The sequence below is a fragment of the Undibacterium hunanense genome, assembly GCF_014284335.1.
GTDB classification, from domain to species: Bacteria; Pseudomonadota; Gammaproteobacteria; order Burkholderiales; family Burkholderiaceae_D; genus Undibacterium; species Undibacterium hunanense.
Genome location: NZ_JACOGF010000002.1, coordinates 392,802 through 418,452, shown reverse-complemented (window position 1 = coordinate 418,452; position 25,651 = coordinate 392,802). Strand labels below are relative to the sequence as shown.

Sequence of the window (25,651 nt, the reverse complement as noted above, 5' to 3'; positions counted from 1 at the left end):
ACCCATGACTTCCCATGTAGAAAATACCCGGGAATTCGATCTGGAGGCCGCCGACGGCACTCCCATCTTTGTACGCGACTGGCCCCTGACCGGCCAGGAAAATGCCGCATCACCATCCCAGCAAGGTGTGCTGATCATGCATGGCCTGGGCGAACACTGCGGGCGCTATACCCACGTGGCACGCTTTTTCAATGCCCTGGGTTTTGTCGTCAGAACCTATGACCACCGTGGGCATGGCAAGTCTGGCGGTGCCCTTGGTGACGTACCGGATAACCATGCCATGCTGGACGATGCCCGGATGGTGCTTGCCGACTTCCGCCAGCAATTGGCTGGCCCGCCGATTTTGCTGGGACACAGCATGGGCGGCCTGTTCGCGGCCCGCTTTGCGCTGGAACACCAAAGTCAGTTGCAGGCTTTGATTCTGTCTTCGCCGGCGCTGGCAATACGTATGACGGGTTTCCAGCAGGGTCTGTTGAAAACCGCCTTCCGCCTGATACCTGGCGTTGGCTTGCCGAACGGCTTGCAAACCCGTTACCTGTCACATGATGCGGAAGTGGTGCAAGCCTATAAAAATGACGCCCTGGTACATGGCAGGCTCAGTGCACGGCTGCTTACCAGTATGCTGACGGCCATGGCCTATTGCCATGAACATGCCGCAGAACTGCAGCTACCCACATTGCTGATGGTGGCTGATGATGACCATCTGGTCGACCCCGATGGTAGCCGGCGTTTTGCACAAAAAGTCAATGAAACCTGGCTTGGCAGCCATTTCTACACCGGCTTTTACCATGAAATTTTCAATGAACTCGATGCCACCCGGGTTTTTGATGATTTGCGTACCTGGCTGGAAATACAGCAATTCACACCGCTGGAAATGAGCCAAAAGGCAGCATAAGCCTGCATAGCGAAGGGTAATTGCTGCGTAATTAATACCTGCGTGCCTACCTGCAGGCTACTTACGTGCTACCTGCGCGGCCAGGTTTCAACTGCGGCAAAAGCCACAGAAACAGGGTTTGTACCCACGGGCTGTTACACTTACGTGTCGGTTTACACCTAGCCAATTCAAAATATGCAAGAAAATACAAGAAAAACACTGGGGAAACCCCAAAAACCTGCACGTCCGGATGCACGCAAAAATGCAGGCTCTGGGGTAAGCTCTGGTGTGCGCTCAGGGTCAGGCTCAAATACCTCCCCGAATGTGCGCACGGATGCTCGTCCACCAGCGACAGTCCCGGAATTCCAGCCTGTCGACATCAAGCCTGATTCCCTGGCATTTTGCCTGGTGGGTGCTGCGCAGGCTGTCAGCTACGTGCTGGAAGGTACGGCCTTGCCCATGGCATTGTCGCGCGTATTTACCCAGACCAATGCACTGCCACAGGCACGTGGCGCTATACAGGATATAGCTTATCGCACCATGCGCCAGGTTGGGCGGGTAGATGCCCTGATCAAAATCATGGCCAGCAAAACCCCGGAACCTGCCCTGTTGTACAGCCTGTTGTGCTGTTCCCTGACTTTACTGATTGGCAACGAAGGAGAAGAGCAACCTGCCTATGAAGAATTTGTCGTGGTCGACCAGGCTGTTACCGCCGCTACCTCCAGCCCGCATATGGTGTTTGCCAAGGGCATGGTCAATGCCGTGCTGCGCCGCTACCTGCGCGAAAAGGACGAGTTGCTGAAACTGGTCATGAAACAGCCTGCCGCCACCTGGAATTATCCGCAATGGTGGGTAGACCAGTGCAAGGCAGCGTATCCGCAAGACTGGCAAGCCATACTTACTGCCGGCAACCATGCGCCACCCATGACTTTACGGGTCAACCGTCGCGCCACCACGGTAGCCGCCTATCTGGAACTGCTGGCCTCGAAGCAAATTGCAGCCAGCCAAATCGGCCCGTCTGCCATCCGGCTGGTACGGCCCATGCCGGTACAGCATATCCCCGGCTTTGAAGAAGGCATGGCGTCGGTGCAGGATGCCGCCGCCCAGCTGGCAGCACCATTGCTGGATGTGCAAGACGGCATGCGCGTACTGGACGCCTGTGCCGCCCCCGGTGGCAAAACCGGGCATTTGCTGGAGCTGGCCGATATTGAACTGCTGGCCCTGGACTCCGATCCGGCCCGTCTGCAACGGATACATGATAATTTAGCAAGATTAAAGTTGTTCGCTACCGTCAAGGAAGGTGATGCCAGCCGCACTGGCTGGTGGGATACCAAGCCCTATGACCGTATCCTGGCCGATGTGCCCTGTACCGCTTCTGGCGTAGTAAGACGCCACCCGGACAGCCGCTGGCTACGCCGCAAGACAGATGCGGCCCAGCTGGCCGCCCTGTCTGCCCGTATCCTGGACAATCTGTGGCGCATGCTGAAGCCGGGTGGCAAGATGCTGATGGTCACCTGTTCGATCTGGCCGCTGGAATCGGAAGCCCAGGCCGCCGCCTTTGTCACCAGGCACGGAGCCATACGGCTTGATGCACCGGGTCAAATGCTGCCTGTGCTGCCGACAGCGTCCGCTGCTAACAACGAACATGACGGTTTGTTTTATGCATTGTTTCAAAAACCACTGCAAAATTAACGAATGCCAACAAGTTCAAGCTATCATTAGCAGACTTTTGATTTCGTATTGATTGCATGATCCGACGTTCAACTTCCCTGCTGCGCCAACTGATGCTGACATTTTTGTTAGCCTTGTTGGCATTGGCAGGCACATCCGTCAGCCATGCAGCCGATGTGGAAGTCAAATCTGCCAAAATAGAATCCAGTGAGGAAGGCTACCGGCTGGCAGCCGTGTTTTCCATAGAACTCAGCGATGGTTTGCGTAAAGCCATCAAGGAAGGCATCCCGGTATCCTTCACGACCGAGATCGAACTGACGCGTTCACGCTGGTATTGGGTCGATGAAAAAGTCGTGCGCAGTGAAAACACGGTCAAAATCGCCTTTAATGAATGGACCCAGCAATACACCGTCATCGTCAATAATGGCCTGCAACAGACTTTTCCTTCCCTCGATAGCGCCCTGAACCTGGTGCTCAGGCCCAGTCGCTGGCTGATCGCTGAAAAATCCCTGCTGACCAATGGTGCCACTTATAACGTGGCAGTGCAGTTGCGCATGGGCCTGTCCAAGATACCGATGCATTTCCAGATTCCGACTTTCAACGACAGTAACTGGAGCCAGAAAACGGAGTGGAAGCGCTTTTCCTTCAAGGCTGACGACAAGTGACACGATTTTTGCGGTATGCCCTGATTATCGGCGGTGCTCTGATGAGCATACTGCTTTTCTTTCTGACCACCGTTTCAGAAAACTCCTCGCGCTTCGAACGCTATTATGAATGGCTGCTGGACGCCAACGCCATTGTTGCCTTGGCACTGCTGATCCTGGTTCTGACTCTGGTATGGCGTTTGTTCCGGCGCTTCCGCACGCGGGAATTCGGCTCACGCCTGATGACGCGGCTGGTGGTCCTGTTTGCGCTGGTCGGTATTTTGCCCGGCACGGTCATTTATGTGGTATCGGTACGCTTTGTATCACTGTCTATCGAATCCTGGTTTGACGTCAAGGTTGAGTCTGCTCTCGATTCCGGTAAGAACCTGGGCCTGACGGCGCTGGATTTTTTACTGGCCGATTTACAAACCAAGGCCCGCGACATGGCGTCGGAACTGTCCGACCCGACCGAAAGTTCGATGTCCATCCATCTGTCGCGCCTGCGTGAAAGAATGCAGATACAGGAAGCCACCATCGTCAACGGCAAGGGGCGCCTCATCGCAACCGCCAATGAAAATATGGGCAGCCTTAGCCTGTTACCAGAACTGCCTACCGGGGAAATGATACGTCAGGTCAAATTGTCGCGTTATTACGCTGCCCGGGATGAAAAAATCGCTCCTGCCGATTCGGAAACCGCCAGTGCTGCCAACGCCAACCGTGGTGCCAGCCACCCCACACTGGCGGCAGAACCGGCCAGGATACTGCGCTCGCGGGTGGTGGTGCCGATACGTAGCAGCAGCTGGATTTCGCTGCAAAATGAATCCCTGTACCTGCAACTGATACAACCCGTGCCCGCCAATCTGGCCATGCATGCCGAAGCACTGAGCAGTGCCTCACGCGAATACCAGGTGCGCTCCATCGGCAGGGTCAACCTGAAAAAGATGTACATCATCACCCTGACACTGACCCTGTTGCTAGCCATTGTGGCCGCCATTACCAGTGCCTTTCTGATTTCCGGCGAGCTGGCCCGCCCCCTGCTCTTGCTGGCCGAAGGCACCAAGGCGGTGACCGAGGGTAACTTCTCGCCCCGCCCTATCGTCACCAGCGCCGATGAACTGGGTAGCCTGACCAAATCCTTCAACACCATGACCAGGCAACTGTTTGATGCCCGTGCGGCGGTGGAAAAAAACCGCAGCGAACTGGAAAACGCCAAGGCTTACCTGGAATCGGTGCTGGCAAATATGTCCGCCGGGGTGATGGTGCTGGACCAGAGCGGCAACCTGGTCACCTGTAATGAATCGGTAGAGCGCATACTGCAACGCAGGCTGGAAAGCGAAATCAACAAACCACTGGCTACCATCGAAGGCATGCAGGCATTTGCGTTTGCCATATCCAAGGCGTTTTCCGAGCAGCACGCACAATCGGCTGCGGGTGGAGAAAACGAACGCGAGCAGCACTGGCAACAACAGATAGAAGTACCCCGTCCCAACAAAGGTAAACAAACGGCAACAGGCGGTGACAACGTCGTCGCCGAAGAAGAACAAAGCATTACCCTGCTGGCGCGCGGTTCACATTTACCGGTGGCATCTGGCAGCGGCTATGTGGTGGTATTTGATGATATCAGCAATATTATCTCTGCCCAACGCTCTATCGCCTGGGGCGAAGTGGCACGCCGCCTGGCGCATGAAATCAAGAATCCGCTGACGCCGATACAATTGTCTGCCGAGCGCCTGCAAATGAAACTGCAGGACAAGCTCAGCGACAGCGATGTCCTGATCCTGAACAAGAGCACCACCACGATTGTCAATCAGGTCACTTCCATGAAGCGCATGGTGGATGATTTCCGCGATTATGCACGCACACCGCCAGCGGTTCTGATGCCCTTGAACCTGGCTGGTTTGATCGATGAAGTGCTGCATTTGTACATCGCTGGCGACGGCAGGGATGCGATACGCCTGACGCTGGCTCCCGATTTGCCGCAGATAATGGGCGACGCCACTCAGTTGCGGCAGGTAATTCACAATCTTTTACAAAATGCCCAGGACGCAGTCGCCGACAATACAAATCCCGATTTTGTGCCTCGTATCGACGTCATCACCGATGTGGTGCGTTACACGGGAACCGACCAGATCACCCATTCTGCGGTACGGCTGTCAATTATCGATAACGGCCCGGGATTTTCGAGCAAAATTCTGGGTCGTGCGTTTGAACCTTATGCCACCTCCAAACCCAGAGGCACCGGCCTGGGGCTGCCGATGGTGAAGAAAATCATTGATGAACATGGCGGTAGAATTGATATTCAAAATCGCAGCGATACAAACGGTGCAAAAGTAGCGATTTTGCTGTTAAAGTTAGCACCGGATTCAAATACAGCGTAAGAACCTGTTTACGATCTGTAGCGAGCGTCAGCGGTGATGAAGAGCAGCGCACCAAGATCGTAAGCAGATTCCAGAAAACTTGTATTTGAGCGAGCCATTCTTCTGATGTTCCCAAAAGAGGAATACGGACAAAAAGCTTCGGGTCATTTTGAAATTTTTATCCGGCAGACAGTAGGCAGCATTTCCCGGAAACGGGATGGTGGCAGACCATGCAGGAAATGAACGACAAGAAGCACCCAAGAAAACATAGAGGCAGTAATAGGGTAGATTTATGGCAAACATATTGGTCGTAGATGATGAAATGGGGATCCGGGAATTGTTGTCTGAAATTCTTGGGGATGAAGGACATGTGGTCCAGCTGGCTGAAAATGCACAGCAGGCACGACAGGCACGACAGGAAGCGCGACCAGATCTGGTCTTGCTCGATATCTGGATGCCGGATACCGACGGCGTGACACTGTTGAAAGAATGGCAGCGCGATGGCTTGCTGACCATGCCAGTCATCATGATGTCTGGCCATGCCACCATCGATACTGCGGTGGAAGCAACCCGTATCGGTGCCCTGAATTTCCTGGAGAAACCTATTGCACTGCAAAAACTGCTGAAAGCAGTACAACAGGGTCTGACCCGTAGTTCAGAAGCGCCCAAACCGGCAGCACCGGCCTTGCGCGTCATCAGCAATGACAATACGGCAGCGCCAGCCATATCTGGCAGTTTTGGCAATGCGGCCCCGGCATATGAAGCACGTCATTTCTCGGCAGCACAACCGGTAGCGGCAACACCAAACAACCAGTTTGCCAGCCTGTCCTTTGACTTGCCGTTGCGTGAAGCACGCGATGCCTTTGAACGCATCTATTTTGAATACCACCTGAATCGTGAAGGCGGCAGCATGACACGCGTTGCTGAAAAAACAGGTCTGGAACGTACCCATCTGTATCGCAAGCTCAAGCAACTGGGCGTAGAGTCGATGAAATACGCCAAGCGTGGTGAGTAAGTTTAAAAATAAGTAAAAAAATAAGTTTGGTAATAAGTGTGAAAGTAAGTTTGAACACTGCGAAAGCACAATTACATCTGATACACGGCGGTAGTTATACTCAAAGGGAGGCGGCGATTGCGGCCTCCCTTTCCCGTTTACCTGCCGCATTGAGCAATGTCGTCATCCTTGAAGGCTTGCCCGATGGGCAAGATATCCTGCTTCCTGGCGACAATCTGCACATCAGCCGCATTGCCCCCGGCTGCTTTTGCTGTATAGGCAACCTCAGTCTGCGCGTCACCCTGAATCGCGCCCTGCGCCAAAAACCCGCCCATATCTTCCTGGGTGTCGCCAGCGATGCCCATCTGGACCAGCTAACACTTACCTTGCAAGAGCCGGCCTATGCCAACTTGCTGGAGATCAGCAGCCAGTCTCGCTTGTGAACCAATGTTAAGTGTCCCTAAAGTTGAGGGGTTGCCGTGCCGTAATACTTAATGTAAGTTAGCATCACATAAAAAGAAGAGTGTCTGAGGAAGTGTAGCGAGCGGTGCCAGTTTGGCTTAAGAAGCGCAACCGCACGAAGCTACGGCGAGCATCGCAGGCTCAAAATTGCGTTACTCAGTAGCTTCATCGGGTACTATTCTTGAAATTCGCTGTCGTCAGCACCATGTCTGCTCTATGTACGGTAACCAGAGGAAAATTTCCTCCAGCCAGAAAGGATGCACAAAATGAATCTTATTTATAACAGCGAACAATACAGCGTCATCGAATATGGTGCTGATACTGATCACGAAGCATTGCGCTTCGGCGGTTATGAAATCACCGACAAGGCCGTACGCCGTGAATGGTTCATTGGCGGCCCACTGGCAATCAACTTCCGCAAGGACGTCACCGACCTCATCGCATCCGAACCCAGCATAGAAGAAATCGACGATTTTCTTGGCCAATATGATGGCTATATGGGCCAAAGCGTCCTGCTGCACTGAATACAAGTCTGTACAGCCCTTCACTTCCATAACACGGCTGCATGGCAGCCTGTTTTCCTTCTTTCCTGCATCTGTCCTTATTCCTTGCATGCCGTGATCCGGCACACGGCATTCAACAGGGACTCTCGATATGCCGCCAACGATACAGGACATCATGTGCACCTGATATCTGCATCGCTGTCACAATGTTATTTTAGAATTCATTTCATCAATACTTGGCTGGCATGAATGATGCATCTTTCGCTGATACTAATGGACTGTAACAGTTCACCAGAGCGGCGTTTGCACTACACTGGCCAATAAGCATGATCCCCCTATTTTAAATTCTTGATCCAGGTCTGACTTATGAGTACTACGCACCATGATTTTATTCGCGGCCTGCCAAAAGCCGAATTACATCTGCACATAGAAGGTTCGCTGGAACCGGAACTGATGTTCGCCCTGGCACAAAAAAATGGCGTGCAACTGCCCTATGCCACGGTGGATGAAGTGCGCGCTGCCTACGACTTTGAAGACTTGCAGTCATTCCTGAACCTGTATTACGCCGGCGCTGCCGTTTTGCAGACCGAGCAGGATTTCTTTGACCTGACCCACGCCTATATCCAGCGTGCACTGGCTGACAATGTACGCCATGTGGAATTGTTTTTTGATCCGCAAACCCACACTGCGCGCGGCATCCCCATCGCCACTGTGTTTGCCGGTATCGCCCGCGCCTTGCGTGAGGCACGTACCAGCCATGGTTTTTCTGGCGGGATGATACTGTGCTTCCTGCGCCACCTGAGTGAAGAAGATGCCATCACTACACTGGAAGCAGCGCTACCATTACGAGATCAATATGCCGACCTGTGGACAGGTATAGGGCTGGATTCTGCCGAAGTCGGCAACCCGCCAGAAAAATTTGCCCATGTCTTTGCGATTGCCCAGGCCATGGGTTTTCGCCTGGTCGCCCATGCAGGTGAAGAAGGTCCACCGGCATATATTCATAGCGCCCTGGATGTATTGCAGGTCGAACGTATAGACCACGGTGTACGTGCAGAAGAAGACCCGGCCCTGATGGCAAAGCTGCAGCAAAGCCGCATGCCGCTGACAGTCTGCCCGCTATCGAATCTGAAACTGTGTGTGGTCAAGGATATGCGTGATCACAACCTGGCGCGCATGCTGCGTGCCGGTTTATGCGTCACCATCAATTCAGATGACCCCGCGTATTTCGGTGGTTACATGAATGCGAATTACATCGCCACCGCCGACGCGCTGCAACTCGGCAAGGAAGAATTGCTGCAACTGGCACGCAACGCATTTGAAGCTTCGTTTGTCACGCCTGAGCAAAAACAGGTCTGGCTGGATGAGCTGGATGCGTATGCAAAAAAAGCGGTATAAGTATCAAATTCAAATCACATTTTTTTCCAGCAGCGGCCTGCCATCCAGCAAACGTTGCGCTGACAAAGGCGACAGATCCAGGCTGCTGTAAGCACCGTCCACCAGCAATTCTGCAATGCCGCGCCCGGCTGCGGGTGCGTGCTGCATGCCATGGCCGCTGAAACCATTGGCCAGTATCACATTCGATAATTGCGGATGCGTACCAATGACGGCATTCTGGTCAAACACATTGTATTCATAGTAGCCAGCCCAGGCTCTTTGCATGCGCAGCGCTTCAAAAGCAGGAACGCGGTTCGCCATGATCTGCCAGACCGTATCAAACTGTCCGTAATCAGCTTCCAGCGGCGCATCGTCAGGATCATCCTCCGGCGGCAAGCCGCATATCCACTGCTGCCCTTCGGGACGTAACCACAAACCCGATGGGTCAATGATGAGCGGGCAGGCAGGTGTCTGGGCCGGGCTGGACACCACAAATACCGTGCGCCTGCGACCAACTACAGGCAAATCAAAACCGGTACCGGTCAGCAAGGGGCGCGCCCAGGCACCAGCCGCGTTCACTGCCACATCACAAGGGATGACGCTACCATCACGCAAGCGCACACCCTGCACTTTGCCATGACCTTGTTCAAATCCCAGTGCATCAGCCTGAATATAATTAACACCGAGGCTGCGCGCCTTGCGGCGAAACGCCATCAACAAAGCATAGCCGTCGAACCAGCCTTCACCACTGAGGCCCAGCGATCCGACAGCCAGATCATCTATATTCAACCACGGGAACCGGCGTTGCAATGCATCCGGATCAAGCAGGGCAACATCAACCTGCTCTGCCTTTTGTATCTGATGATTTTCCCGTAGCGTGGTAGCACCGGCAGCCGTCGCCAGATACAGGTAGCCTTGTTCAGTCAAACCCAGTTCCGGCACCTCGCCATCCACTGCCAGATGCTGATGCAGTTCACGCAGGAACGTGATGCCGAACTGCGACATCTGTATATTCAGTGGGGTGCTGAATTGCTGGCGTATGGAACTGGCCGACAGGGCTGAAGAAGCATGGGTATAAGTGGGGTCACGTTCCAACACAGTGATTCTGCCCTGAAAGCGTGGGTGCGCGGCCACAAAATAAGCAACGGCACTGCCAATGACGCCACCACCAACGATCACTACGTGCCTGTTATTCATTGTTGTCCATTGTTGTCCATTGTTATCCTCAGAATCTCAATCCAAATCTGCGCCGGTAATCCTTCGGCGTCACCTGCGCCCACTGTTTGAAGATTTTACTGAAACTGGAGACATCTTCATAACCGCAACGCGCGGTGATGTCTTCCAGCGACAGGCGGGTCGTTTCCAGCAAGGCCTTGGCCCGTTCCACCCGCAGTTGCTGCACATAGTGTATCGGGCTGAGATTGGTGGCATCCTGAAAACGTCTTAACAGAGTGCGCTGGCTGACATGGCAATAGCTGGCCAGTTCTGCCATGGTCCAGCGCTGATCCAGACGCTGGTTCAGCCAGCGGCGGGCGCGCTCTATCACCGCATGACCCTGATCCTGCATCATGGCCTTGGCGATATACGGTGCCTGACTATTGCGGTTGGCGTCCACCACCAGAATCTTGGCTGTCAACTGGCGTAATTCTTCACCGGCAAAATGCGCTACCAGCCACAGTGACAAATCGATATACGAAGTCACACCGCCGGATGACACCAGTTGGCCATCCTGAACGATCAGTTCTTCGGCTTCCAGCAGGACCTGCGGGAAGTGCTTGCGGAAATAGGCACTCAGCCACCAACTGGTAGTGGCACGACGACCATCGAGCTGGCCGGTCCTGGCCAGCAGGCTGGTGCTGGAACAACTGGAAACCAGCAGGCCGTCACCTTGCAGGTAATCATGCAGCAAAGCCTGCTCCGGCCCCAGTTCTGCCATCAGGGTATCGAGTTGCCTGCTGTCCCTGTGGTCGATGCCGGGCACCATCAAGGCATCCAGCTTTTGCGTGGAGATGTCACGCGCCTGAAAATGCAGGCCACCTACTTCCTGCATGACATCGCCCCTGGCACTGACCCAGAAGGCATCGAACTGTACCGGGCGACTGCTTGCCGGGCGTATTCCAGCCAGGGTATTGGCAATGGCAAATACGTCAATAGGCATCACGGCACCACTGCGCAAACAGCCGGGATACACCAGCACACCTATACGGATCATATTGTCTGCGATCGTCATATGGCCAATTCAAACCTTTTTTTGTCGATTCAGCCAATGGTACAACTTTTCCATGACCGCCACAATCCAGGTTCTTACTAACCGGCTGTGGGCTGTCGCTGTACATCAGTGATAGCCACAACCATAATCAGGAGCCCACATGCCCTACGTACAAATACACACCATCAAAGGAATGTTAAACCCCGGTCAAAAGCAGTTATTACTCGAAAGAATTGCCGATGTCATGGTGGACATCGAGGGGGCGGGTGACCCTGAATTCAGGAAATCTGTCTGGATCAATATCCAGGAGACTGAGGCAGAAAGCTGGTCCATGAGTGGTTTTCGCCCATCCACCGGCCAGATCGAACAATTTCTCGCACTCAGAAACGCACGTGCCACAACACAAGAAGAGGTCGGCAAATGATGGCCTTCCCTGCCCTGTCCAGCTTTGTGCTGGCTTTGCTGGCGCTGTTTTTGAAAGCCAGCCTGTTAAGTGCCCTGCAAGTCATCAGCCGCATACGCAGCCGTCGCTATCTGTTGCCAGAAGACGCCGGCATGTTTGGCCTGCGTCTGGTAGAAGCTGAAGCCGAGCTGGTGCAGCGCTGCGCCCGTGTCTGGCGCAATGATGTTGAAAACCTGCCGCTGTTTCTGGCGCTGGCGCTCAGTTATGTCTTGCTGGGAGGCGATGCGTCCAGCGCCAACTGGCTGTTTGGCAGCTATGTGCTGATACGCTATCTGCATACCATCGTCTACCTACGCGGTTTGCAACCCTGGCGTGCCATGCTGTATCTGTCTGGTATGGTGGTATGCTGGATGATCGCTGTGGGCAACCTTCACCACATTTATTCATAAAGCGCTATTCTGTTATTTCACTAGCTGTTTTCCCTGCTGTTTTTTTTGCTGTTTTTTCTGCTGTTTTTTTTGCTGTTTTTTTTGCTGTTTTTTTTGCTGTTTTTTTTGAATACTGAGAGGTGTCTATGGCTTTCATTGGTCCCGATGTCACACTTGATCAACCCGTGTATGTGCATGACACGGCACAACTGTATGGCAAGATCAGCGTGGGGCAGAATGCCTCCATCTGGATCAATGTGGTGGCCCGGGCCGAACACAAGGAAATCATCATCGGCCCGTACACCAATATCCAGGATTTTGTCATGCTGCATATCGGTGACCAGACCCCGACCGTCATAGGCAGCCATTGTTCGATTACCCATCATTGCACCATCCATGGCTGCACCATAGGGGATAACTGCCTGATAGGCATCAATTCCACCATCATGGATGGCTGCGTGATAGGGAACAACTGCATTATTGCCGGCCACAGCTTCCTGAAGGAAGGTACGGTCATTCCCGATAATTCCATCGTCATGGGTACGCCGGGCAAAGTCGTACGCACCCAAAATAATTAGAACTCATTTCATAAATAGGGGTGAGATGCGTTTGCCTCATAACGTGGGCTGGCAAGGCGGACGAGGCAGTCAATAGCGGGTCTATTGACAACGAGTCCAACGCAGTCCAGCACACGTTATGAGGCAAACCCTCCGGGAGCTGGCGATTCGGGCGCATTGCAGCGTTGTGCCACTTGCCAAGGCACCAGCCTTGGCTGCGCGTCACGCCTTGCACTGCATCCCGAATCGCCTTGCTCGCACTCATCCCTATTTATGAAATGAGTTCTATGTACGTAATCGCCTGAATGCCTACATGTACTATAAAAATGGCCTGGCTTACGCTGCCGGTGAATACCGCGAATGGGCCAGGGAAGAGTTTCCGGCAGAAATCATGGCCGAAATTGCCAGATTGAATGCCCAGCTCAATGATGAAGAATGACAACTTAAGTTAAAAGCCGGCAAGAAAGCCCTTGCAAGCCCGGCTTGGGATTGACACACCCCAGGCAAATATACAAACTGAAAGCTCTGGCCTGCGTGGCCGATTAGTTTGAAGTGAAAGGGACACCGTGTCGAATACCCTGAGCAAATTCTTTAACCGCCTGTTTGGTGGTGATCAGGTACCGGTAAGCACCAGCCAGGCCAATCCGCCTGCGACTGCGGCTACGCCGGAACCGGCGATGAGCGCAGCGGCAGCACTGGTCAGGGCGACCACCCCTGCAGCCACACCGATAGCCACGCCAGCATCGGCACCTGCTGTGCCCGGGACTGATGCAGACAGCAATCCACAGCCAGCCACGGTATTGGCCAGTGTTACGCCTGCGCCTGCGACTGCAGCACCCCACGCAGAGAAACTCATTGCCTGGAAACCGGCGCTACCTATCGACAGTCTTTATTTTGACTGGATCATGGGTTACCCGGGTGAGGGCGGCAACTTTGAAACTGAACAAGTTATCCTGCAAGCGCTGTACAAATTGCTGGCGTCTGACCTGAACGATGCCGTCATCGTGCCGCGCGTACCCAGCGTCGTGCCGCAACTGTTGAACAGCCTGCGCAGCAAAACCATTTCTGCCGGTGAACTGTCACGTCAGATTGTGAAAGACGTGGTGCTAGTCGGCGAAGTCATCAATACCGTCAACAGTGCCCTGTACAACCCGGCAGACCGTATCAACAGCCTGGAAAAAGCCGTCATGATCCTGGGCGAAGAAGGCTTGCGGCTGGTGATTGCCAAGGTCGCCTTCCGCCCCATCATCAACCTGAACGCCGGACAATTTACTCGCCGTGCAGCACCGCATATCTGGAACCAGTCAGAAAAATGCGCGGTCGCCTGCCACACCCTGGCCCGCAATATTGACCCCTTCCACGCCTTCTTGACGGGGCTGATGAAAAACGTCGGTCTGATTATCGCCTTCCGCCTGCTGGACCAGACTTGCGAACAGGGTAAATTTAAATATTCAGCCAGCTTCCAGGCCATCTTCTCATCGGTGGCAGCCACGCTTTCTTACCGCATTGCCCAACGCTGGGAATTCCCCGACCATGTAGTCCTGGCCCTGCAACAGCAAGCCGGTGGCAGCAAGCCCATAGACTGGAGTCCACTCGGCCATTTGCTGCACACTGCCGACCTCATCAGCAAAATGCGCCTGCTGGTCAACCATGCGCAACTGAACAGCAATGATAAAAAACTCCGGATAGGTCTGAACCCGGATCAGGCCAACTGCTTTGATCTGCTGAATGAAATCCAATTGTATGACACCACCGGCGTCCAGCAGCAGCCGACGCAATAAAGGAAAATTAGCATCAGCTTCCAGCGCAATGCGCCTGCTGCCAGACTTGTATGGGACAATACAGCCCCTTGCCGTAACATGTGAGCCTCCGGCCACAATCAGTCACAATTGGCCACAGACGGCGACACATCAACAAACGGCATCAGAAAACTGGAAGACAGACCATGCAAATTCCCGGCCTCGGAACACTGGAAAAAGATGAAGAAAATGGCTGGTATATCAGCCAGGCTGTTGTAGTGCCTGCACTGAATCAACAAGCCTACACCTTCCTGCTGGAAGGCTATGACGAGGCCGATGAAGCGAACAAAGCAGCATATCAAAGTACTATCACGCACTTTATTGCGCTTGACCCATCCATCCTGCACAAGGCCGAAGCCGAGATTTTTGCTTATTACCAGGACACGGCCAATTACCGCAAATCCGAAAAACTGGATGTAGTGCACATTGCCACCGCAGCCGATGTCTGGCAACACATACAGTTTGGCGATGAAGCCCTGGTATGTCAGCGCCCGAATGGTGACAAGACTGTGTATGTGTCTATCGAATGCGATTGTGACTGGGAAGCAGAACAGGGCCTGCAAATCGTCTTTCGCCAGGGGCAGACCATCAGCAAGGTCGGGCCCTTCGATGACTTCATGAGCAATGCAGATGCGTATGGCGAACCCGGCCTTGATAAAGTTATTTATCAAAGCCGTGGCTAGTTAATCCCACGAAAAACAGGATAAATCAACGCATGGCAAAGCTTTTTCCACAAGCAATTGCCACCCGGTTCCATGCATTCATGAGGCCAATGGTAAAGGCCAGATCAACCAGTTCTTTTTCCGTGAAATGTTTCGGCAATTCTTGCTGAAGATCTTCATCAACATGCTTGCCGGCGATACCGGTGAGCGCTTCACTCCAGGCCAGTGCGGCCTTTTCGCGTTCGCTGAAGCAGGGCGCTTCGCGCCAGCACACCAGGCTGTTCAGGCGTTGGAAATTATCGCCATGTTCGAGCAAATCATGCGCATGTTTATCGACGCAAAATGCGCAGCCATTGATTTGTGAAACCCGTAAAAAAACCAGATCGATAAGAGACTTGCCAAGACTACTGCTGTCGAGGACAGTATTGACGCCAGCCAGAGCTTGATAGGCTGCCGGTGCAAGGCCAGGGAAATTCAGTTTGAGTGTCATGATAATTCTCCAGTTTTAAGATGAGTCAGCGAAATTGCTTTCTTCATCCATAAGACGCTGGGGAGAATCGGTTTGTGACAGATTATCTGAATAATTTCTTAAATAATTTCTTAAATAGTTGTGGCAGGCAAAGTCATACCCTGATACGCCTGCAATTTATCCGGATTACGGATAGTATACAGGTCGAGGATTTTTTCACCGTCACTGACAATGGAAATGGTGGCATCAAGTTTGCCGTCAATAAAACGCAGCAAGCCAGGTTCGCCATTGATGCTGACTTCGACAAACTGCATGCGCTGGGGATAAGTTCTGGAAATGACATGGAATAAACGGGATATGCGTGCAACCCCATGCAGGATGCGGTTGACCGAAGCCACCTTGCCGCCACCGTCACCTATCATTTGTGCGTCATCAGCAAACAGGGTATTCAAAGCCTTTAAGTCACCGCTCTGGGCGGCCAAGGTAAAGCGCTGCAGCAATTGCCGGTGGTGATCGCGGCTGATCTGGAAGCGCGGCTTGTCCTGTAATACCCTCTCCTTTGCCCTGTGTACCAGTTGACGACAGGCGGCTGCTGTCTTGTTCAGCATACCGGCTACCTCAGGGTAATCGACATCAAAGACCTGATGCAAAAGAAATGCAGCCCGCTCTTCTGCCGACAAACGTTCCAGCATGGTCAAAAAGGCCAGTGATACATCGCTGCTGAACTCAGCCAGCAGTTCTGGCGTCTGGCTATCGACTTCTATCATGGGTTCTGGCAACCAGGGGCCGGTATAGTTTTCACGCTCGCGCTTGAGCACGCGCAGTCTATCCACGCAAAGACGGCTGATGACGGTCACCAGCCAGGCTTGCGGTTCACGGATTTGCAGTACTTCATCCTCACTGAGTGCATGCCAGCGCAGATAGGTGTTCTGCACCAGGTCTTCGGCCTCGGCGCGTGAAGCCAGCATGCGGTAGGCAATGCCGAACAGACGGGGTTTATGGTCAGTAAAGCTTTGCAGGCGGTTTATCATGATTACAATTTATTATGTCCATCATGATAAGACGAAACAGCTCAGCCGTTTGTGACAGACAAATAAAAAAAACCGCCATTTTTTCAGATGACGGTTTTTCCTTTCATGCTGAAAACAATCAGAACCTGTGGCGTATGCCAGCAATCACGCTGGTGGCACGGTCTGCCGTACTGATCTTGTCACTCATCAGCACCCCGTAGATATCGGTGCGCTTGGACAGGTTATAGTCATAGCCAGCAGACATGGTATCGCGCTTAAGCTCAGTATTGGCAGTCAGCGACCCGTTGCGCTTGGTATTGGCATAGGCCAGCAAGATGTCACCACCGCCTGCCGGTATCTTGGCACCCAGGCTGTAAATCTTGTCATCCATTTGCTTGCCTGCTGCCGTGTCATTCTTGCTGGAGGTATAGGTCGCATACAGCTTGGCCGCTGTCAGGTCATAACTGGCACCCACAAAATATGCGGTCTGGTTATTGATGGAAGCAAAGCTCACCGGTGCAGCGGTTGCATCGACAATCGCAGAACCACCCGTGGGATTGGATACCTGCACTTTTTGATAGAAAGCACCCAGGGCAAACGGGCCATTGAAGTACAGGGCATTCAAACCGATATTGCGGGTACCGGTATCACCGGCCTTTTCACCAAACTGGTAATGCATATTCGAACTGAAACCATCGAAATTAGGCGTGCTATAGATGACTTCATTACTCCAGCCCGAATCGCCCGCTGCCGAATTGGCCCAGGTACGTGCCGCAAAACCGCCCGACGGCACATACCAATGCAAGACCAGGGGTGATACGTCAAAGGAATCACCATAGGGATTAAAAATCACTACCGGTAAAAAGCTGGGTGCCAGATCACGGCCCAGCGAAACACGGCCAAAGCTGCCTGCCAAAGCGATGTTCGCGTCACGCGAAAACATCGTATCACCACCAAAGCGGCCAGATTCACCGGTATCCGGACGCAGGAAGGCGGTCAGTGCAAATTCCGCTTTCAAGCCGCCACCCAGGTCTTCCACACCTTTGAAGCCCACCCATGATGTGGTCATGCCACCGGGTGTGATGGCAGCCGTGCTGGCCTTGTCGCCACTCATTTTGACTGAACCTACGGACAGATCGACCAACCCCTGCACCGTGACACTGGATTGTGCCAGCGCGCTACCGGTCAGCAGGCAAGATGCAACAGCCAGGGCCATGTGTTTCATTTGCATTTTCATCTTTCTTCCTTTCCATCAGGTTAAATAAATAATCCCATCCATATCGAAGCTTGATTGCAGATTCAACTGAATTCCCACTCTTCCCATCGTTCAAGGTCTTGTAGCGTTGAACGGGTGCACCTGCATCCAGTGTTGGGCGATGTCGATGCGGCGGCAGATCCAGACCTTGTCATGGGCCTGCAGGTAATCCAGGAAACGCTGCAAGGCACGGAAGCGACCGGGCCGCCCCAACAAGCGGCAATGCATGCCTATGGACAGCATCTTTGGTGCATTGTCGCCGTCCGGGTCACCTTCGGCATACAGCACGTCAAAACTGTCTTTCAGATAATCATAGAAATGATCGCCAGTATTAAAGCCTTGCGGGGTGGCAAAACGCATGTCGTTGCTGTCGAGCGTATACGGCACCACCAGGTGCGGCTTGCTTTCACCGCTGCTGGTGGTCACCTCGGTCCAGAATGGCAGGTCATCGCCATAATAATCAGCGTCATAGGCAAAGCCGCCATGCTCCACCACCAGGCGGCGGGTATTCGGTGAATCGCGCCCGGTATACCAGCCCAGCGGCGCCTGGCCAGTCAGTTCGCGCAGGATTTGCACTGCCTGTTGCATGTGCTCACGCTCGGTCACTTCATCCATGCCCTGATAATGTATCCAGCGCAGACCATGACAGGCGATTTCGTGACCAAGCTCGCCAAAGGCTGTGGTCAGTTCCGGATGGCGCTGCAAAGCCATCGCCACACCAAAGACGGTCAGAGGCAATTGACGCTTTTCAAATTCACGCAAGATGCGCCAGACCCCGGCGCGGGACCCATATTCGTAAATGGATTCCATCGACATATGGCGCGCTTCATAAGCGGCCGCACCAACGATTTCGGACAAGAACTGTTCGGATGCACGATCACCGTGCAAAACACAGTTCTCGCCACCTTCTTCATAATTCAGTACAAACTGCACCGCTATCCTGGCCTGTTGCGGCCATTGCGCATGGGGCAGATGACGGCCATAGCCTATCAGGTCGCGTGGATAATCATTGGGTGTGGACATGCTGGTGTTCTCCGGGAAATGCCGGGCCGGCCTTGCCTGCCCCGTGTTTATTCTGTTTACCTGATTAGTGAATGCAAGTGACGTGCCATCTTGCCAAGCTGCTGCAATGGCTTACCAAGACATGTTGCTGCGACTCATCAAAAGACCTGCCACCCTGGTGCATTCACGAAACACGATTGTCAGCAATTTTATGGCTATGTTTATACTGTTTTTAGTATAAGTTCTATTCGAAATTTATTAGAACTCATTTCATCAACACGACGAGATACGTTCTGGTCATGCATATGGCTTTTATCATTAATGCCACAATACACTGTGGCACTTGTTAAAATACCGGCTATGCGCCTGCAATCCATAGACCAGTTCCTGATTCAACCTCCACAACCAGAAAATCTACGGGGCTTTCCCCGTTTTTTAATGGAATTCTGGTATTTCGGCATCAAAGAGGTGCGTGCCTGCCTGTTCGTCGGCTTGTTTTTCGCTTCCATACTCATCGTGCCCAAGGCTGGCCTGTTTGGCTTGCCGCGCTATGACGTACTGTTCCTGATCGCCGTCCTGATACAGGCTGGCATGGTCTGGAGCAAGCTGGAAACCATGGATGAGCTCAAGGCCGTAACCTTGTTCCATCTGGTCGGTTTTGCGCTGGAAGTGTTCAAGGTGTCGGGCCAGATACAAAGCTGGGCCTATCCGGAATCTGGCTATACCAAACTGTGGGGCGTGCCATTATTCAGCGGTTTCATGTATGCCAGCGTAGGCAGTTACATCATCCAGGCCTGGCGCCTGTTTGACTTGCGCATACGACACCACCCGCCATACTGGATGGCAGCCCTGATAGGCATACTGATCTACCTGAACTTCTTTACTCACCACTACATCGGTGACTATCGCTGGTATCTGGCGGCTTGTGCGCTGGGGCTATATGCACGTTCATCCGTTATATTTCGCCCGCTGGACCGCGACCGCAGTATGCCGCTGTTGCTGTCTTTCGTACTGATAGGCTTTTTTATCTGGCTGGCAGAAAACATGGGAACGTTCTTTGGTATCTGGCGTTATCCGAATCAACTGGGTGCCTGGTCTACCGTACATCTGGGGAAATGGAGTTCCTGGTCTTTGCTGGTGATCATGACCTTTACCATCGTTGCCCATCTCAAGCATATCAAGCGACATATACATATTGCAGAATGAGTCGCGGAATACGCAGCAAAAGCGGGGGGCAAAAAAATAGCCCGCAAAGTTTGCGGGCTTAAATCCAAACCTTAGGAGGTGTTGGAGGAGACAGGTACTACTTTAATGCGCCGCAACATATTTGTATGCTTTATTCTTAATATATCCGGTATACGCAAAATGAATATCTCTATCGGCATACATACCACTATATAAAAAATTACCTGTAAATCTCATAAAATTTTCAATACCACTTCATTTACAACACGTCGTAAATTCTTTGTGGTCAACACTGTTTTCTTGTAAATTTGCTTTGCGCTGCATCAAATAAAAGCTTAATACAGGAATTTTGCCATGATGAAATCATCAATATAGTCGGCATCATCACTGCGTTTGTAGAATTGACGCAGCCTGCCTTCAGTCTCAAACCCCAGACCTTGATAAAAAGCCAGCCCGCGCAGATTATCGGATTCGACGATCAGTTCCAGCCGGCGTACACCTTCATTTTTCATGGCTGACATGGCCTCTGCCAACATGGCCTGGGCGATACCCTTGCCCTGGAACGATGGCGCAACGGCTAGCGTACCCAATTGCGCGACATGCGCTGCACGTCCGGCAAAGCGGCTGACTTTATAAAAACCAGCGATTACGCCATCCACCGGATAAACATAAAAACTGCCGCTTGCTAGCAGACCAGCAAACATGGCCGCAAATTCTTCCATGGGCATGGGGTCATAACCCAGGTAAGGGATGACATCTGCATGCATATAGATGGCATGGACAGCAGCCAGGTCTTGTGATTCAGCCAGTCTTCGCATAGGGATTCCAGATTGATTGCCAAAAATACGCGTTTTGTTGCGCGAGTGCTGTGGTGCTGTGGTGCTATGGTGTTGCAGTGCCGGTATGTTTTGCTGACGCAGACAAATTTATCACCGCAAATCGCCGCAGGCCAGATGATAGCGCAGCCTCTGAAAAGACAAAATGAAGAAAAAAAGGCGAAAAAAAACCCGCAAGTGATTGCGGGTTTAAATCCAAACCTTAGGAGGTGTTGGAGGAGACAGGTGTAACTATATCGCAGCGCAACAAATTCACCAACATCTATTTTCGCATATCAATCATTCACAAATCGCATATTAAGCAAGATCAAATAAATGAACGGGATTTTCAATTATTGCGTATAAAAATGGCACGTACCCGCCATTTTGTTAAATTTATAGGCCAAATGTAAAAGGGCAAAAAAAAACCCGCGACCTTGCGGTTGCGGGTTAAATCCAAACCTTAGGAGGTGTTGGAGGAGACAGGTACTACTTTATCGCAGTGCAGCAAATAAATCTCCTTTATTTTTTGTATACCCATCATCACTGATGCAAATATCAGACAAAATCCATCAGCTAACGCTTCTTAGCCATGCAGAATATGCTGCCGCCCCATGGACATGCCTGAAGTTCATCCCCATTCTTCAGACAAAACAGGCAATTCAGGTATTCAAATGACAGGCGGAGAAATGCAGCGGTGCAATCTCTTTCAGTTGCGGTTTTTCGACTGCGCACCTGGGCATGGCATGCGGACAACGTGGATGAAAATGGCAACCGGCAGGAGGATGCAGGGGTGACGGGATTTCGCCCTTGATGGCGACAAAGTCTATCTTGCGCACTTCCAGCTTCGGGGCGGACGCCAGCAAAGCCTGGGTATAAGGGTGATTGGCATGTCCAAAGATTTCTGATGTCGGTGCAGATTCCACGATACGCCCCAGATACATGATGGCGACCCGGTCAGACACATGCCTGACCACACCCAGATCATGACTGATGAACAGATAAGTCAGCTTGAGCTCATCACGCAGGCGTATGAACAGGTTCAGCACCTGTGCCTGTATTGATACATCGAGTGCGGCCACGGCTTCATCGCAGACCAGTAGCTCCGGCTTCACGGCCAATGCACGGGCAATGCCGACACGGGCACGCTGACCGCCCGAAAACTGATGCGGGAAGCGTCGTAATACCGCCGGGTCCAGCCCCACTCTTTGCAATAGCTGTTCTACATAATCCGTTTGCTCTGCCGACTTGATCAGGCCATGCACCACCGGTGCCTCACCGACGATGTCGAGCACACGCATGCGCGGATTCAGCGAGGCATACGGGTCTTGAAATATCATCTGCATGGCCAGCTTCATTTGCTGTTGAGTAGCCTTGTCCGCCAGGGCCAGGTTCTGTCCACGCCACCAGCGCGTGCCATCAGACAAGCCATGCAGGCCCACAGCCATACGTCCCAGCGTCGATTTGCCACAGCCGGATTCACCAACCAGGCCCAGCACTTCGCCGGCATGCAGGGACAGATCAACATCGTCCACGGCATGCACGATGTCGGGCGCTGCCGCAGCCCCCAGCCATTGCGCCAGCCTGTCGCTCAGATCCACGGATTTGGTAAAACGCTTGCTGACGACGCGCATTTCAAGCAAGGGCGTGCCGTCGCCTGGCATGGATAGCTTTATTTCAGACATCTACCACTCCAACTGTCACACTGTCCGTAGGGTTCATGGGATGAAAGCACAGCAGGCTGCGCCCATCAAGATGCTGCACAGGTGGCACCTGCTCGCAGGCGGTGGTGGCGCGCTCGCAGCGATTGCGAAAAGCACAGCCAGATGGCAGATTCAACAGGGAAGGAGTAGCACCCGGTATCTGGCGCAAGGTCTGTCCATGCTGGTTACGCGAGGGTGAAGAAGCAATCAGGCCATGCGTGTAAGGATGCAGCGGTTGTTCCAGCACCTGGCTGACGCTGCCGCTTTCGACGATCTTGCCGGCATACATGACGCTGACAGTATCCGCCAGGCCGGCAACCACTGACAAATCATGGGTAATCCAGATCAGGGCGGTACCAGATTCTCTGCACAGTTTCTGCATTTCATACAGTATCTGTCCCTGTATGGTGACATCCAGTGCGGTAGTCGGTTCATCGCAAATAATCAGTTCTGGTGCGTTCAGGAGCGCAATGGCAATTGCCACCCTTTGCCGCATGCCACCAGAAAACTGGTGCGGATACGCCAGCAACCTTTCATCTGGTGATGGGATACCGACCTTGACCAGGGCGGCACGTGCCATTTCGCGCGCTTTTTCGCGGCTGACCTGCTGATGGGCAAAGATGGTTTCCATCATCTGGGTATCGACGCGCAAGACCGGGTTCAGGGTCATCATCGGGTCCTGGAAAATCATGGCAATGCGGTTGCCCCGGATTTGCCGCATGGCTTCTGCCGATAGCCCACGCAAATCCTGTCCCTTGAACAAGACCTTGCCTGCCGTGACTTTGCCGGGCGGGTCGATCAGGCCCATGATGGAACAGGCAGTCATGGATTTGCCAGAACCGGATTCACCGACCAGACCCATGATTTGTCCGGGCTGCACGCTGAAGCTGACATTATTCACCGCCGTGACCGTACCGGCGCGGCTGGCGAATTCCGTCTGCAGATTTTGTACTTCCAGTGTCGCAATTGTCATCGTGTGTCCCATCTATTGCGTCTGCAAGCGCGGGTTAAGTACATCGCGCAAATGATCCGCCACCAGATTGATGGACACCACCGTCAACAACAAGGCCAGGCCGGGGAAAAAACTGATCCAGTATTTACCCGACAGCAGATATTGGAAGCCATTGGCAATCAACAAACCCAGCGAAGGTTCAGTCACCGGCAAACCCAGCCCCAGGAAAGACAGGGTCGCTTCCAGCGAAATGGCCGAAGCCACCTGCAAGGCCGCAATCACGATCAATGGAGGCAGGCAGTTCGGTAATAAATGACGCCAGATGATGCGGGCTGGCGACAGGCCCAGACCAACCGCGGCCTCTATATATTCCTTGCGTCGCTCTACCAGTGCTGCACTGCGTGCCGTGCGCGCATAATAAGCCCACTGCACCAGTACCAGCGCCAGAATGATCTTGCTCACACCCTGCCCGGTCAGGGCCAGCAAGATCAGTGCGATCAGGATAGAAGGAAAGGATAACTGTATATCCGCGACACGCATGATCAGCACTTCCACCCTCCCCCCTTTATAACCGGCCAGCAAACCCAGGCCAAGACCAATGAAGAGCGCAATCACGGTGCTGGAAAAACCAACGATGAGGGAAATCCGCAGACCATAAAAAATCGCCGACAGCATGTCACGTCCCTGTTCATCGGTACCGAGTAAAAAAATATGTTTGCCGTCGGAAGATGGTTTACCCGGTTCCAGTCGTGAATCCATGACATCGAGTGCCATCAGGTCATACGGATTTTGTGGCGATATCAGCGGCGCAAACAGGGCCACCAATACCAGCAGCAAGAGCACCAGGCTGCCCAGGGCAGCGATGCGACTGGCAAAAAAATCGTGCAGAAAACGTCGCAATGGTGTGTCGGCAGTGGGGGCAGATGGCTGGCTGTTGGATGTCATGGGGGAGCTTCAGGCCTGGTTATCGGACAGGCGCACACGCGGGTCCAGCAAGGAATACAGTACGTCCACCACCAGATTGATAAGGATGAACAGGCTGACGATCAGTAACAGATAAGCGACGATGACAGGCCGGTCCAGTACCCGTATGGAATCAATAATCAGCTTGCCCATGCCGGGCCAGGCAAACACCGATTCAGTCACAATCGCAAAGGCAATGATGGAGCCGAACTGCAGGGCAATCACCGTCACTATCGGTATCAGGATGTTTTTAAGCACATGCACGCCGATAATGCGGCTGTTGCGCAAGCCCTTGGCGCGGGCAAAGCGTACATAGTCCTGCAGCAAGGCTTCTTGCGCGCCAGATCGTGTCAGGCGTATCACCATGGCAATATTGAACAGGGCCAGGTTCAGGGCGGGCAAGAGCAGATGTTTAAGGCCATCGACGCTCAGGAAACTGACCGGCACCCCCAACAACAGCACAGTTTCACCGCGCCCGCTGGAAGGCAGCCAGCCCAGTTGCACGGCAAATACCATGATCATCATCAGTCCCACCCAAAAGGTAGGCAGCGAAAACCCGAGTATGGAAATAGCCATGATGCTTTTGCCAGCCAGGCTGTCAGGTCGCAAACCCGCCAGCAATCCCAATGGTATACCCAGCAGGATGGAAATCAGGATCGCAAGCACGGCAAGTTCCAACGTCGCCGGCATACGTTCCAGTATCAGCACCAGTGCCGGTGTGGCATGGGCAAAAGACTGCCCCATGTCACCAGCCAGGGCATTGCGCAGGAACAGCCAGTATTGTTGCGGCAAACTCTGGTCCAGGCCAAAGGCGGCGATAATGCGCGCGCGTTCGATCTGATCCGCGTCCGGGCTGATCAGCACGTCAATCGGATTGCCTATCGCATACACACCGGCAAACACCAGCAGTGACATTACCAGCAAGACAGCCAGGCTTTGCAGCAGGCGGCGCAGGATAAACACCAGCATCGGTCAGACCTGCTCTGCGTGCAAATGCAACTGCAACTGCGGGCGCATAGCGATTGCCGCATGCACTGTCCGGGTCGGACTCTGATAGCTGGATATCTTCTTCATTGCTGGTTTGTATTCTTTCCTGGTCTTCGATAATTCATCTAAATGGGGAGAAGGTGGCTTGCATGTTTTGCAGGATTTTACAGGCTTTGCCATGACATCGTGTCACCCGGCGTTCTTGCCTGCAACCGTGAATGCTACTACCACTGTGATCAGGCAGGCAAACCCATTTTCGTAGTATGGATATGCGGTCTGTGCCTGCCAGCCTGCATGGAATCTGGTATCTTTCTCTGTACGGAGAAAGACATGCAAACAGACCCCTGAAAGACCCCTGAATCGGGTCCTG

27 protein-coding genes are annotated in these 25,651 nt (G+C 53.1%); 15 read left to right on the top strand and 12 right to left on the bottom strand.

The window, feature by feature from the left end:
- The first annotated feature begins 4 nt into the window (after positions 1–4).
- From H8L32_RS04995 to H8L32_RS04960, 8 genes are all read left to right on the top strand, one after another.
- Complete coding sequence (locus H8L32_RS04995) at positions 5–895, top strand: alpha/beta hydrolase (RefSeq protein ID WP_186946057.1); 891 nt, start codon at positions 5–7, stop codon at positions 893–895.
- Between the two features lie 174 nt (positions 896–1,069).
- Complete coding sequence (gene rsmB, locus H8L32_RS04990) at positions 1,070–2,566, top strand: 16S rRNA (cytosine(967)-C(5))-methyltransferase RsmB (protein ID WP_186946056.1); 1,497 nt, start codon at positions 1,070–1,072, stop codon at positions 2,564–2,566.
- A gap of 56 nt (positions 2,567–2,622) precedes the next feature.
- Entirely contained in the window at positions 2,623–3,210 is a 588-nt protein-coding gene (locus H8L32_RS04985) for a DUF4390 domain-containing protein (RefSeq protein WP_186946055.1), read from the top strand.
- Positions 3,207–5,567, top strand: a complete 2,361-nt coding sequence (locus tag H8L32_RS04980; RefSeq protein ID WP_186946054.1) for a sensor histidine kinase — start codon at positions 3,207–3,209, stop codon at positions 5,565–5,567. The genes H8L32_RS04985 and H8L32_RS04980 overlap by 4 nt, the downstream gene beginning before the upstream one ends.
- Before the next feature lie 271 nt (positions 5,568–5,838).
- Positions 5,839–6,561 carry a response regulator gene (locus H8L32_RS04975; RefSeq protein WP_186946053.1) on the top strand — a complete coding sequence of 241 codons (723 nt, stop codon included), beginning with the start codon at positions 5,839–5,841 and terminating at the stop codon, positions 6,559–6,561.
- A gap of 50 nt (positions 6,562–6,611) precedes the next feature.
- On the top strand, positions 6,612–6,983 hold the full coding sequence (locus H8L32_RS04970; protein WP_186946052.1) for a GTPase: 372 nt from the start codon (positions 6,612–6,614) through the stop codon (positions 6,981–6,983).
- Between the two features lie 285 nt (positions 6,984–7,268).
- On the top strand, positions 7,269–7,526 hold the full coding sequence (locus H8L32_RS04965; protein ID WP_186946051.1) for a BTH_I0359 family protein: 258 nt from the start codon (positions 7,269–7,271) through the stop codon (positions 7,524–7,526).
- Between the two features lie 345 nt (positions 7,527–7,871).
- Positions 7,872–8,903 (top strand): adenosine deaminase, encoded by a 1,032-nt coding sequence (locus H8L32_RS04960; RefSeq protein WP_186946050.1) that lies wholly within the window; start codon positions 7,872–7,874, stop codon positions 8,901–8,903.
- 9 nt (positions 8,904–8,912) lie between these two features.
- On the opposite strand, the gene H8L32_RS04955 is transcribed toward H8L32_RS04960, so the two are convergent.
- The gene (locus H8L32_RS04955) at positions 8,913–10,079 is read right to left on the bottom strand and encodes an NAD(P)/FAD-dependent oxidoreductase (protein WP_186946049.1); all 1,167 of its coding nucleotides are present in this window, start codon (positions 10,077–10,079) and stop codon (positions 8,913–8,915) included.
- Positions 10,080–10,107: 28 nt separating this feature from the next.
- Positions 10,108–11,112: a GlxA family transcriptional regulator gene (locus tag H8L32_RS04950; protein WP_186946048.1), complete on the bottom strand. Its 1,005-nt coding sequence runs from the start codon at positions 11,110–11,112 to the stop codon at positions 10,108–10,110.
- Positions 11,113–11,251: 139 nt separating this feature from the next.
- Here H8L32_RS04950 and H8L32_RS04945 point away from each other — a divergent pair, with 139 nt between their 5' ends.
- Together H8L32_RS04945 and H8L32_RS04940 are read left to right on the top strand one after the other, a co-directional pair.
- Positions 11,252–11,515: a tautomerase family protein gene (locus tag H8L32_RS04945; protein WP_186946047.1), complete on the top strand. Its 264-nt coding sequence runs from the start codon at positions 11,252–11,254 to the stop codon at positions 11,513–11,515.
- Complete coding sequence (locus H8L32_RS04940) at positions 11,512–11,943, top strand: MAPEG family protein (RefSeq protein WP_186946046.1); 432 nt, start codon at positions 11,512–11,514, stop codon at positions 11,941–11,943. Before H8L32_RS04945 ends, H8L32_RS04940 begins: the two co-directional genes overlap by 4 nt.
- 4 nt (positions 11,944–11,947) lie before the next feature.
- Here the strand turns inward: H8L32_RS04940 and H8L32_RS27955 are convergent, their stop codons facing one another.
- The gene (locus H8L32_RS27955; RefSeq protein WP_268977613.1) at positions 11,948–12,079 is read right to left on the bottom strand and encodes a hypothetical protein; all 132 of its coding nucleotides are present in this window, start codon (positions 12,077–12,079) and stop codon (positions 11,948–11,950) included.
- Between H8L32_RS27955 and H8L32_RS04935 the strand changes: the two genes are divergently transcribed.
- The 4 genes from H8L32_RS04935 to H8L32_RS04925 all read left to right on the top strand — a co-directional run bounded on the left by H8L32_RS04935 (position 12,069) and on the right by H8L32_RS04925 (position 14,961).
- On the top strand, positions 12,069–12,500 hold the full coding sequence (locus H8L32_RS04935; RefSeq protein WP_186946045.1) for a gamma carbonic anhydrase family protein: 432 nt from the start codon (positions 12,069–12,071) through the stop codon (positions 12,498–12,500). The genes H8L32_RS27955 and H8L32_RS04935 overlap by 11 nt on opposite strands.
- A 292-nt stretch (positions 12,501–12,792) precedes the next feature.
- Positions 12,793–12,918, top strand: a complete 126-nt coding sequence (locus H8L32_RS27950) for a hypothetical protein (RefSeq protein ID WP_268977612.1) — start codon at positions 12,793–12,795, stop codon at positions 12,916–12,918.
- Positions 12,919–13,045: 127 nt separating this feature from the next.
- Positions 13,046–14,260 (top strand): HDOD domain-containing protein, encoded by a 1,215-nt coding sequence (locus H8L32_RS04930; RefSeq protein WP_186946044.1) that lies wholly within the window; start codon positions 13,046–13,048, stop codon positions 14,258–14,260.
- A 164-nt stretch (positions 14,261–14,424) separates the two neighbouring features.
- Positions 14,425–14,961 (top strand): DUF6985 domain-containing protein, encoded by a 537-nt coding sequence (locus H8L32_RS04925; RefSeq protein ID WP_186946043.1) that lies wholly within the window; start codon positions 14,425–14,427, stop codon positions 14,959–14,961.
- A 25-nt stretch (positions 14,962–14,986) separates the two neighbouring features.
- On the opposite strand, the gene H8L32_RS04920 is transcribed toward H8L32_RS04925, so the two are convergent.
- The 4 genes from H8L32_RS04920 to puuE form a co-directional block, all read right to left on the bottom strand.
- The gene (locus tag H8L32_RS04920; RefSeq protein WP_186946042.1) at positions 14,987–15,430 is read right to left on the bottom strand and encodes a carboxymuconolactone decarboxylase family protein; all 444 of its coding nucleotides are present in this window, start codon (positions 15,428–15,430) and stop codon (positions 14,987–14,989) included.
- Positions 15,431–15,540: 110 nt separating this feature from the next.
- Positions 15,541–16,440, bottom strand: a complete 900-nt coding sequence (gene sigJ, locus H8L32_RS04915) for an RNA polymerase sigma factor SigJ (protein ID WP_186946041.1) — start codon at positions 16,438–16,440, stop codon at positions 15,541–15,543.
- Between the two features lie 118 nt (positions 16,441–16,558).
- Positions 16,559–17,650, bottom strand: a complete 1,092-nt coding sequence (locus H8L32_RS04910) for a porin (protein ID WP_186946040.1) — start codon at positions 17,648–17,650, stop codon at positions 16,559–16,561.
- Between the two features lie 96 nt (positions 17,651–17,746).
- Positions 17,747–18,697 carry an allantoinase PuuE gene (puuE, locus tag H8L32_RS04905; RefSeq protein ID WP_186946039.1) on the bottom strand — a complete coding sequence of 317 codons (951 nt, stop codon included), beginning with the start codon at positions 18,695–18,697 and terminating at the stop codon, positions 17,747–17,749.
- A gap of 339 nt (positions 18,698–19,036) precedes the next feature.
- Here puuE and H8L32_RS04900 point away from each other — a divergent pair, with 339 nt between their 5' ends.
- On the top strand, positions 19,037–19,882 hold the full coding sequence (locus H8L32_RS04900; protein WP_186946307.1) for a DUF817 domain-containing protein: 846 nt from the start codon (positions 19,037–19,039) through the stop codon (positions 19,880–19,882).
- 314 nt (positions 19,883–20,196) lie between these two features.
- On the opposite strand, the gene H8L32_RS04895 is transcribed toward H8L32_RS04900, so the two are convergent.
- The 5 genes from H8L32_RS04895 to H8L32_RS04875 all read right to left on the bottom strand — a co-directional run bounded on the left by H8L32_RS04895 (position 20,197) and on the right by H8L32_RS04875 (position 25,263).
- Positions 20,197–20,679: a GNAT family N-acetyltransferase gene (locus H8L32_RS04895; RefSeq protein WP_186946038.1), complete on the bottom strand. Its 483-nt coding sequence runs from the start codon at positions 20,677–20,679 to the stop codon at positions 20,197–20,199.
- A gap of 659 nt (positions 20,680–21,338) precedes the next feature.
- Positions 21,339–22,361, bottom strand: a complete 1,023-nt coding sequence (locus H8L32_RS04890; protein WP_186946037.1) for an ABC transporter ATP-binding protein — start codon at positions 22,359–22,361, stop codon at positions 21,339–21,341.
- On the bottom strand, positions 22,354–23,352 hold the full coding sequence (locus H8L32_RS04885; protein ID WP_186946036.1) for an ABC transporter ATP-binding protein: 999 nt from the start codon (positions 23,350–23,352) through the stop codon (positions 22,354–22,356). The genes H8L32_RS04890 and H8L32_RS04885 overlap by 8 nt, the downstream gene beginning before the upstream one ends.
- A gap of 12 nt (positions 23,353–23,364) precedes the next feature.
- A complete protein-coding gene (locus H8L32_RS04880; protein WP_186946035.1) occupies positions 23,365–24,276 on the bottom strand; it encodes an ABC transporter permease in 912 nt (303 codons plus the stop codon).
- 9 nt (positions 24,277–24,285) lie between these two features.
- A complete protein-coding gene (locus tag H8L32_RS04875) occupies positions 24,286–25,263 on the bottom strand; it encodes an ABC transporter permease (protein WP_186946034.1) in 978 nt (325 codons plus the stop codon).
- Positions 25,264–25,651: the final 388 nt, after the last annotated feature.

Excerpts from the sequence above, each read along its gene's own strand:
- H8L32_RS04995 (WP_186946057.1), top strand. The coding sequence starts at position 5 with ATGACTTCCCATGTAGAAAATACCCGGGAATTCGATCTGGAGGCCGCC.
- H8L32_RS04900 (WP_186946307.1), top strand. The coding sequence starts at position 19,037 with ATGCGCCTGCAATCCATAGACCAGTTCCTGATTCAACCTCCACAACCA.
- H8L32_RS27950 (WP_268977612.1), top strand. The coding sequence starts at position 12,793 with ATGTACTATAAAAATGGCCTGGCTTACGCTGCCGGTGAATACCGCGAA.
- H8L32_RS04875 (WP_186946034.1), bottom strand. The coding sequence starts at position 25,263 with ATGCTGGTGTTTATCCTGCGCCGCCTGCTGCAAAGCCTGGCTGTCTTG.
- H8L32_RS04895 (WP_186946038.1), bottom strand. The coding sequence starts at position 20,679 with ATGCGAAGACTGGCTGAATCACAAGACCTGGCTGCTGTCCATGCCATC.
- rsmB (WP_186946056.1), top strand. The coding sequence starts at position 1,070 with ATGCAAGAAAATACAAGAAAAACACTGGGGAAACCCCAAAAACCTGCA.
- puuE (WP_186946039.1), bottom strand. The coding sequence starts at position 18,697 with ATGTCCACACCCAATGATTATCCACGCGACCTGATAGGCTATGGCCGT.
- H8L32_RS04945 (WP_186946047.1), top strand. The coding sequence starts at position 11,252 with ATGCCCTACGTACAAATACACACCATCAAAGGAATGTTAAACCCCGGT.
- H8L32_RS04925 (WP_186946043.1), top strand. The coding sequence starts at position 14,425 with ATGCAAATTCCCGGCCTCGGAACACTGGAAAAAGATGAAGAAAATGGC.
- H8L32_RS27955 (WP_268977613.1), bottom strand. The coding sequence starts at position 12,079 with ATGAAAGCCATAGACACCTCTCAGTATTCAAAAAAAACAGCAAAAAAA.
- H8L32_RS04950 (WP_186946048.1), bottom strand. The coding sequence starts at position 11,112 with ATGACGATCGCAGACAATATGATCCGTATAGGTGTGCTGGTGTATCCC.
- H8L32_RS04910 (WP_186946040.1), bottom strand. The coding sequence starts at position 17,650 with ATGCAAATGAAACACATGGCCCTGGCTGTTGCATCTTGCCTGCTGACC.
- H8L32_RS04890 (WP_186946037.1), bottom strand. The coding sequence starts at position 22,361 with ATGTCTGAAATAAAGCTATCCATGCCAGGCGACGGCACGCCCTTGCTT.
- H8L32_RS04965 (WP_186946051.1), top strand. The coding sequence starts at position 7,269 with ATGAATCTTATTTATAACAGCGAACAATACAGCGTCATCGAATATGGT.
- H8L32_RS04975 (WP_186946053.1), top strand. The coding sequence starts at position 5,839 with ATGGCAAACATATTGGTCGTAGATGATGAAATGGGGATCCGGGAATTG.
- H8L32_RS04920 (WP_186946042.1), bottom strand. The coding sequence starts at position 15,430 with ATGACACTCAAACTGAATTTCCCTGGCCTTGCACCGGCAGCCTATCAA.
- H8L32_RS04885 (WP_186946036.1), bottom strand. The coding sequence starts at position 23,352 with ATGACAATTGCGACACTGGAAGTACAAAATCTGCAGACGGAATTCGCC.
- H8L32_RS04935 (WP_186946045.1), top strand. The coding sequence starts at position 12,069 with ATGGCTTTCATTGGTCCCGATGTCACACTTGATCAACCCGTGTATGTG.
- H8L32_RS04880 (WP_186946035.1), bottom strand. The coding sequence starts at position 24,276 with ATGACATCCAACAGCCAGCCATCTGCCCCCACTGCCGACACACCATTG.
- H8L32_RS04955 (WP_186946049.1), bottom strand. The coding sequence starts at position 10,079 with ATGAATAACAGGCACGTAGTGATCGTTGGTGGTGGCGTCATTGGCAGT.
- H8L32_RS04960 (WP_186946050.1), top strand. The coding sequence starts at position 7,872 with ATGAGTACTACGCACCATGATTTTATTCGCGGCCTGCCAAAAGCCGAA.
- H8L32_RS04940 (WP_186946046.1), top strand. The coding sequence starts at position 11,512 with ATGATGGCCTTCCCTGCCCTGTCCAGCTTTGTGCTGGCTTTGCTGGCG.
- sigJ (WP_186946041.1), bottom strand. The coding sequence starts at position 16,440 with ATGATAAACCGCCTGCAAAGCTTTACTGACCATAAACCCCGTCTGTTC.
- H8L32_RS04985 (WP_186946055.1), top strand. The coding sequence starts at position 2,623 with ATGATCCGACGTTCAACTTCCCTGCTGCGCCAACTGATGCTGACATTT.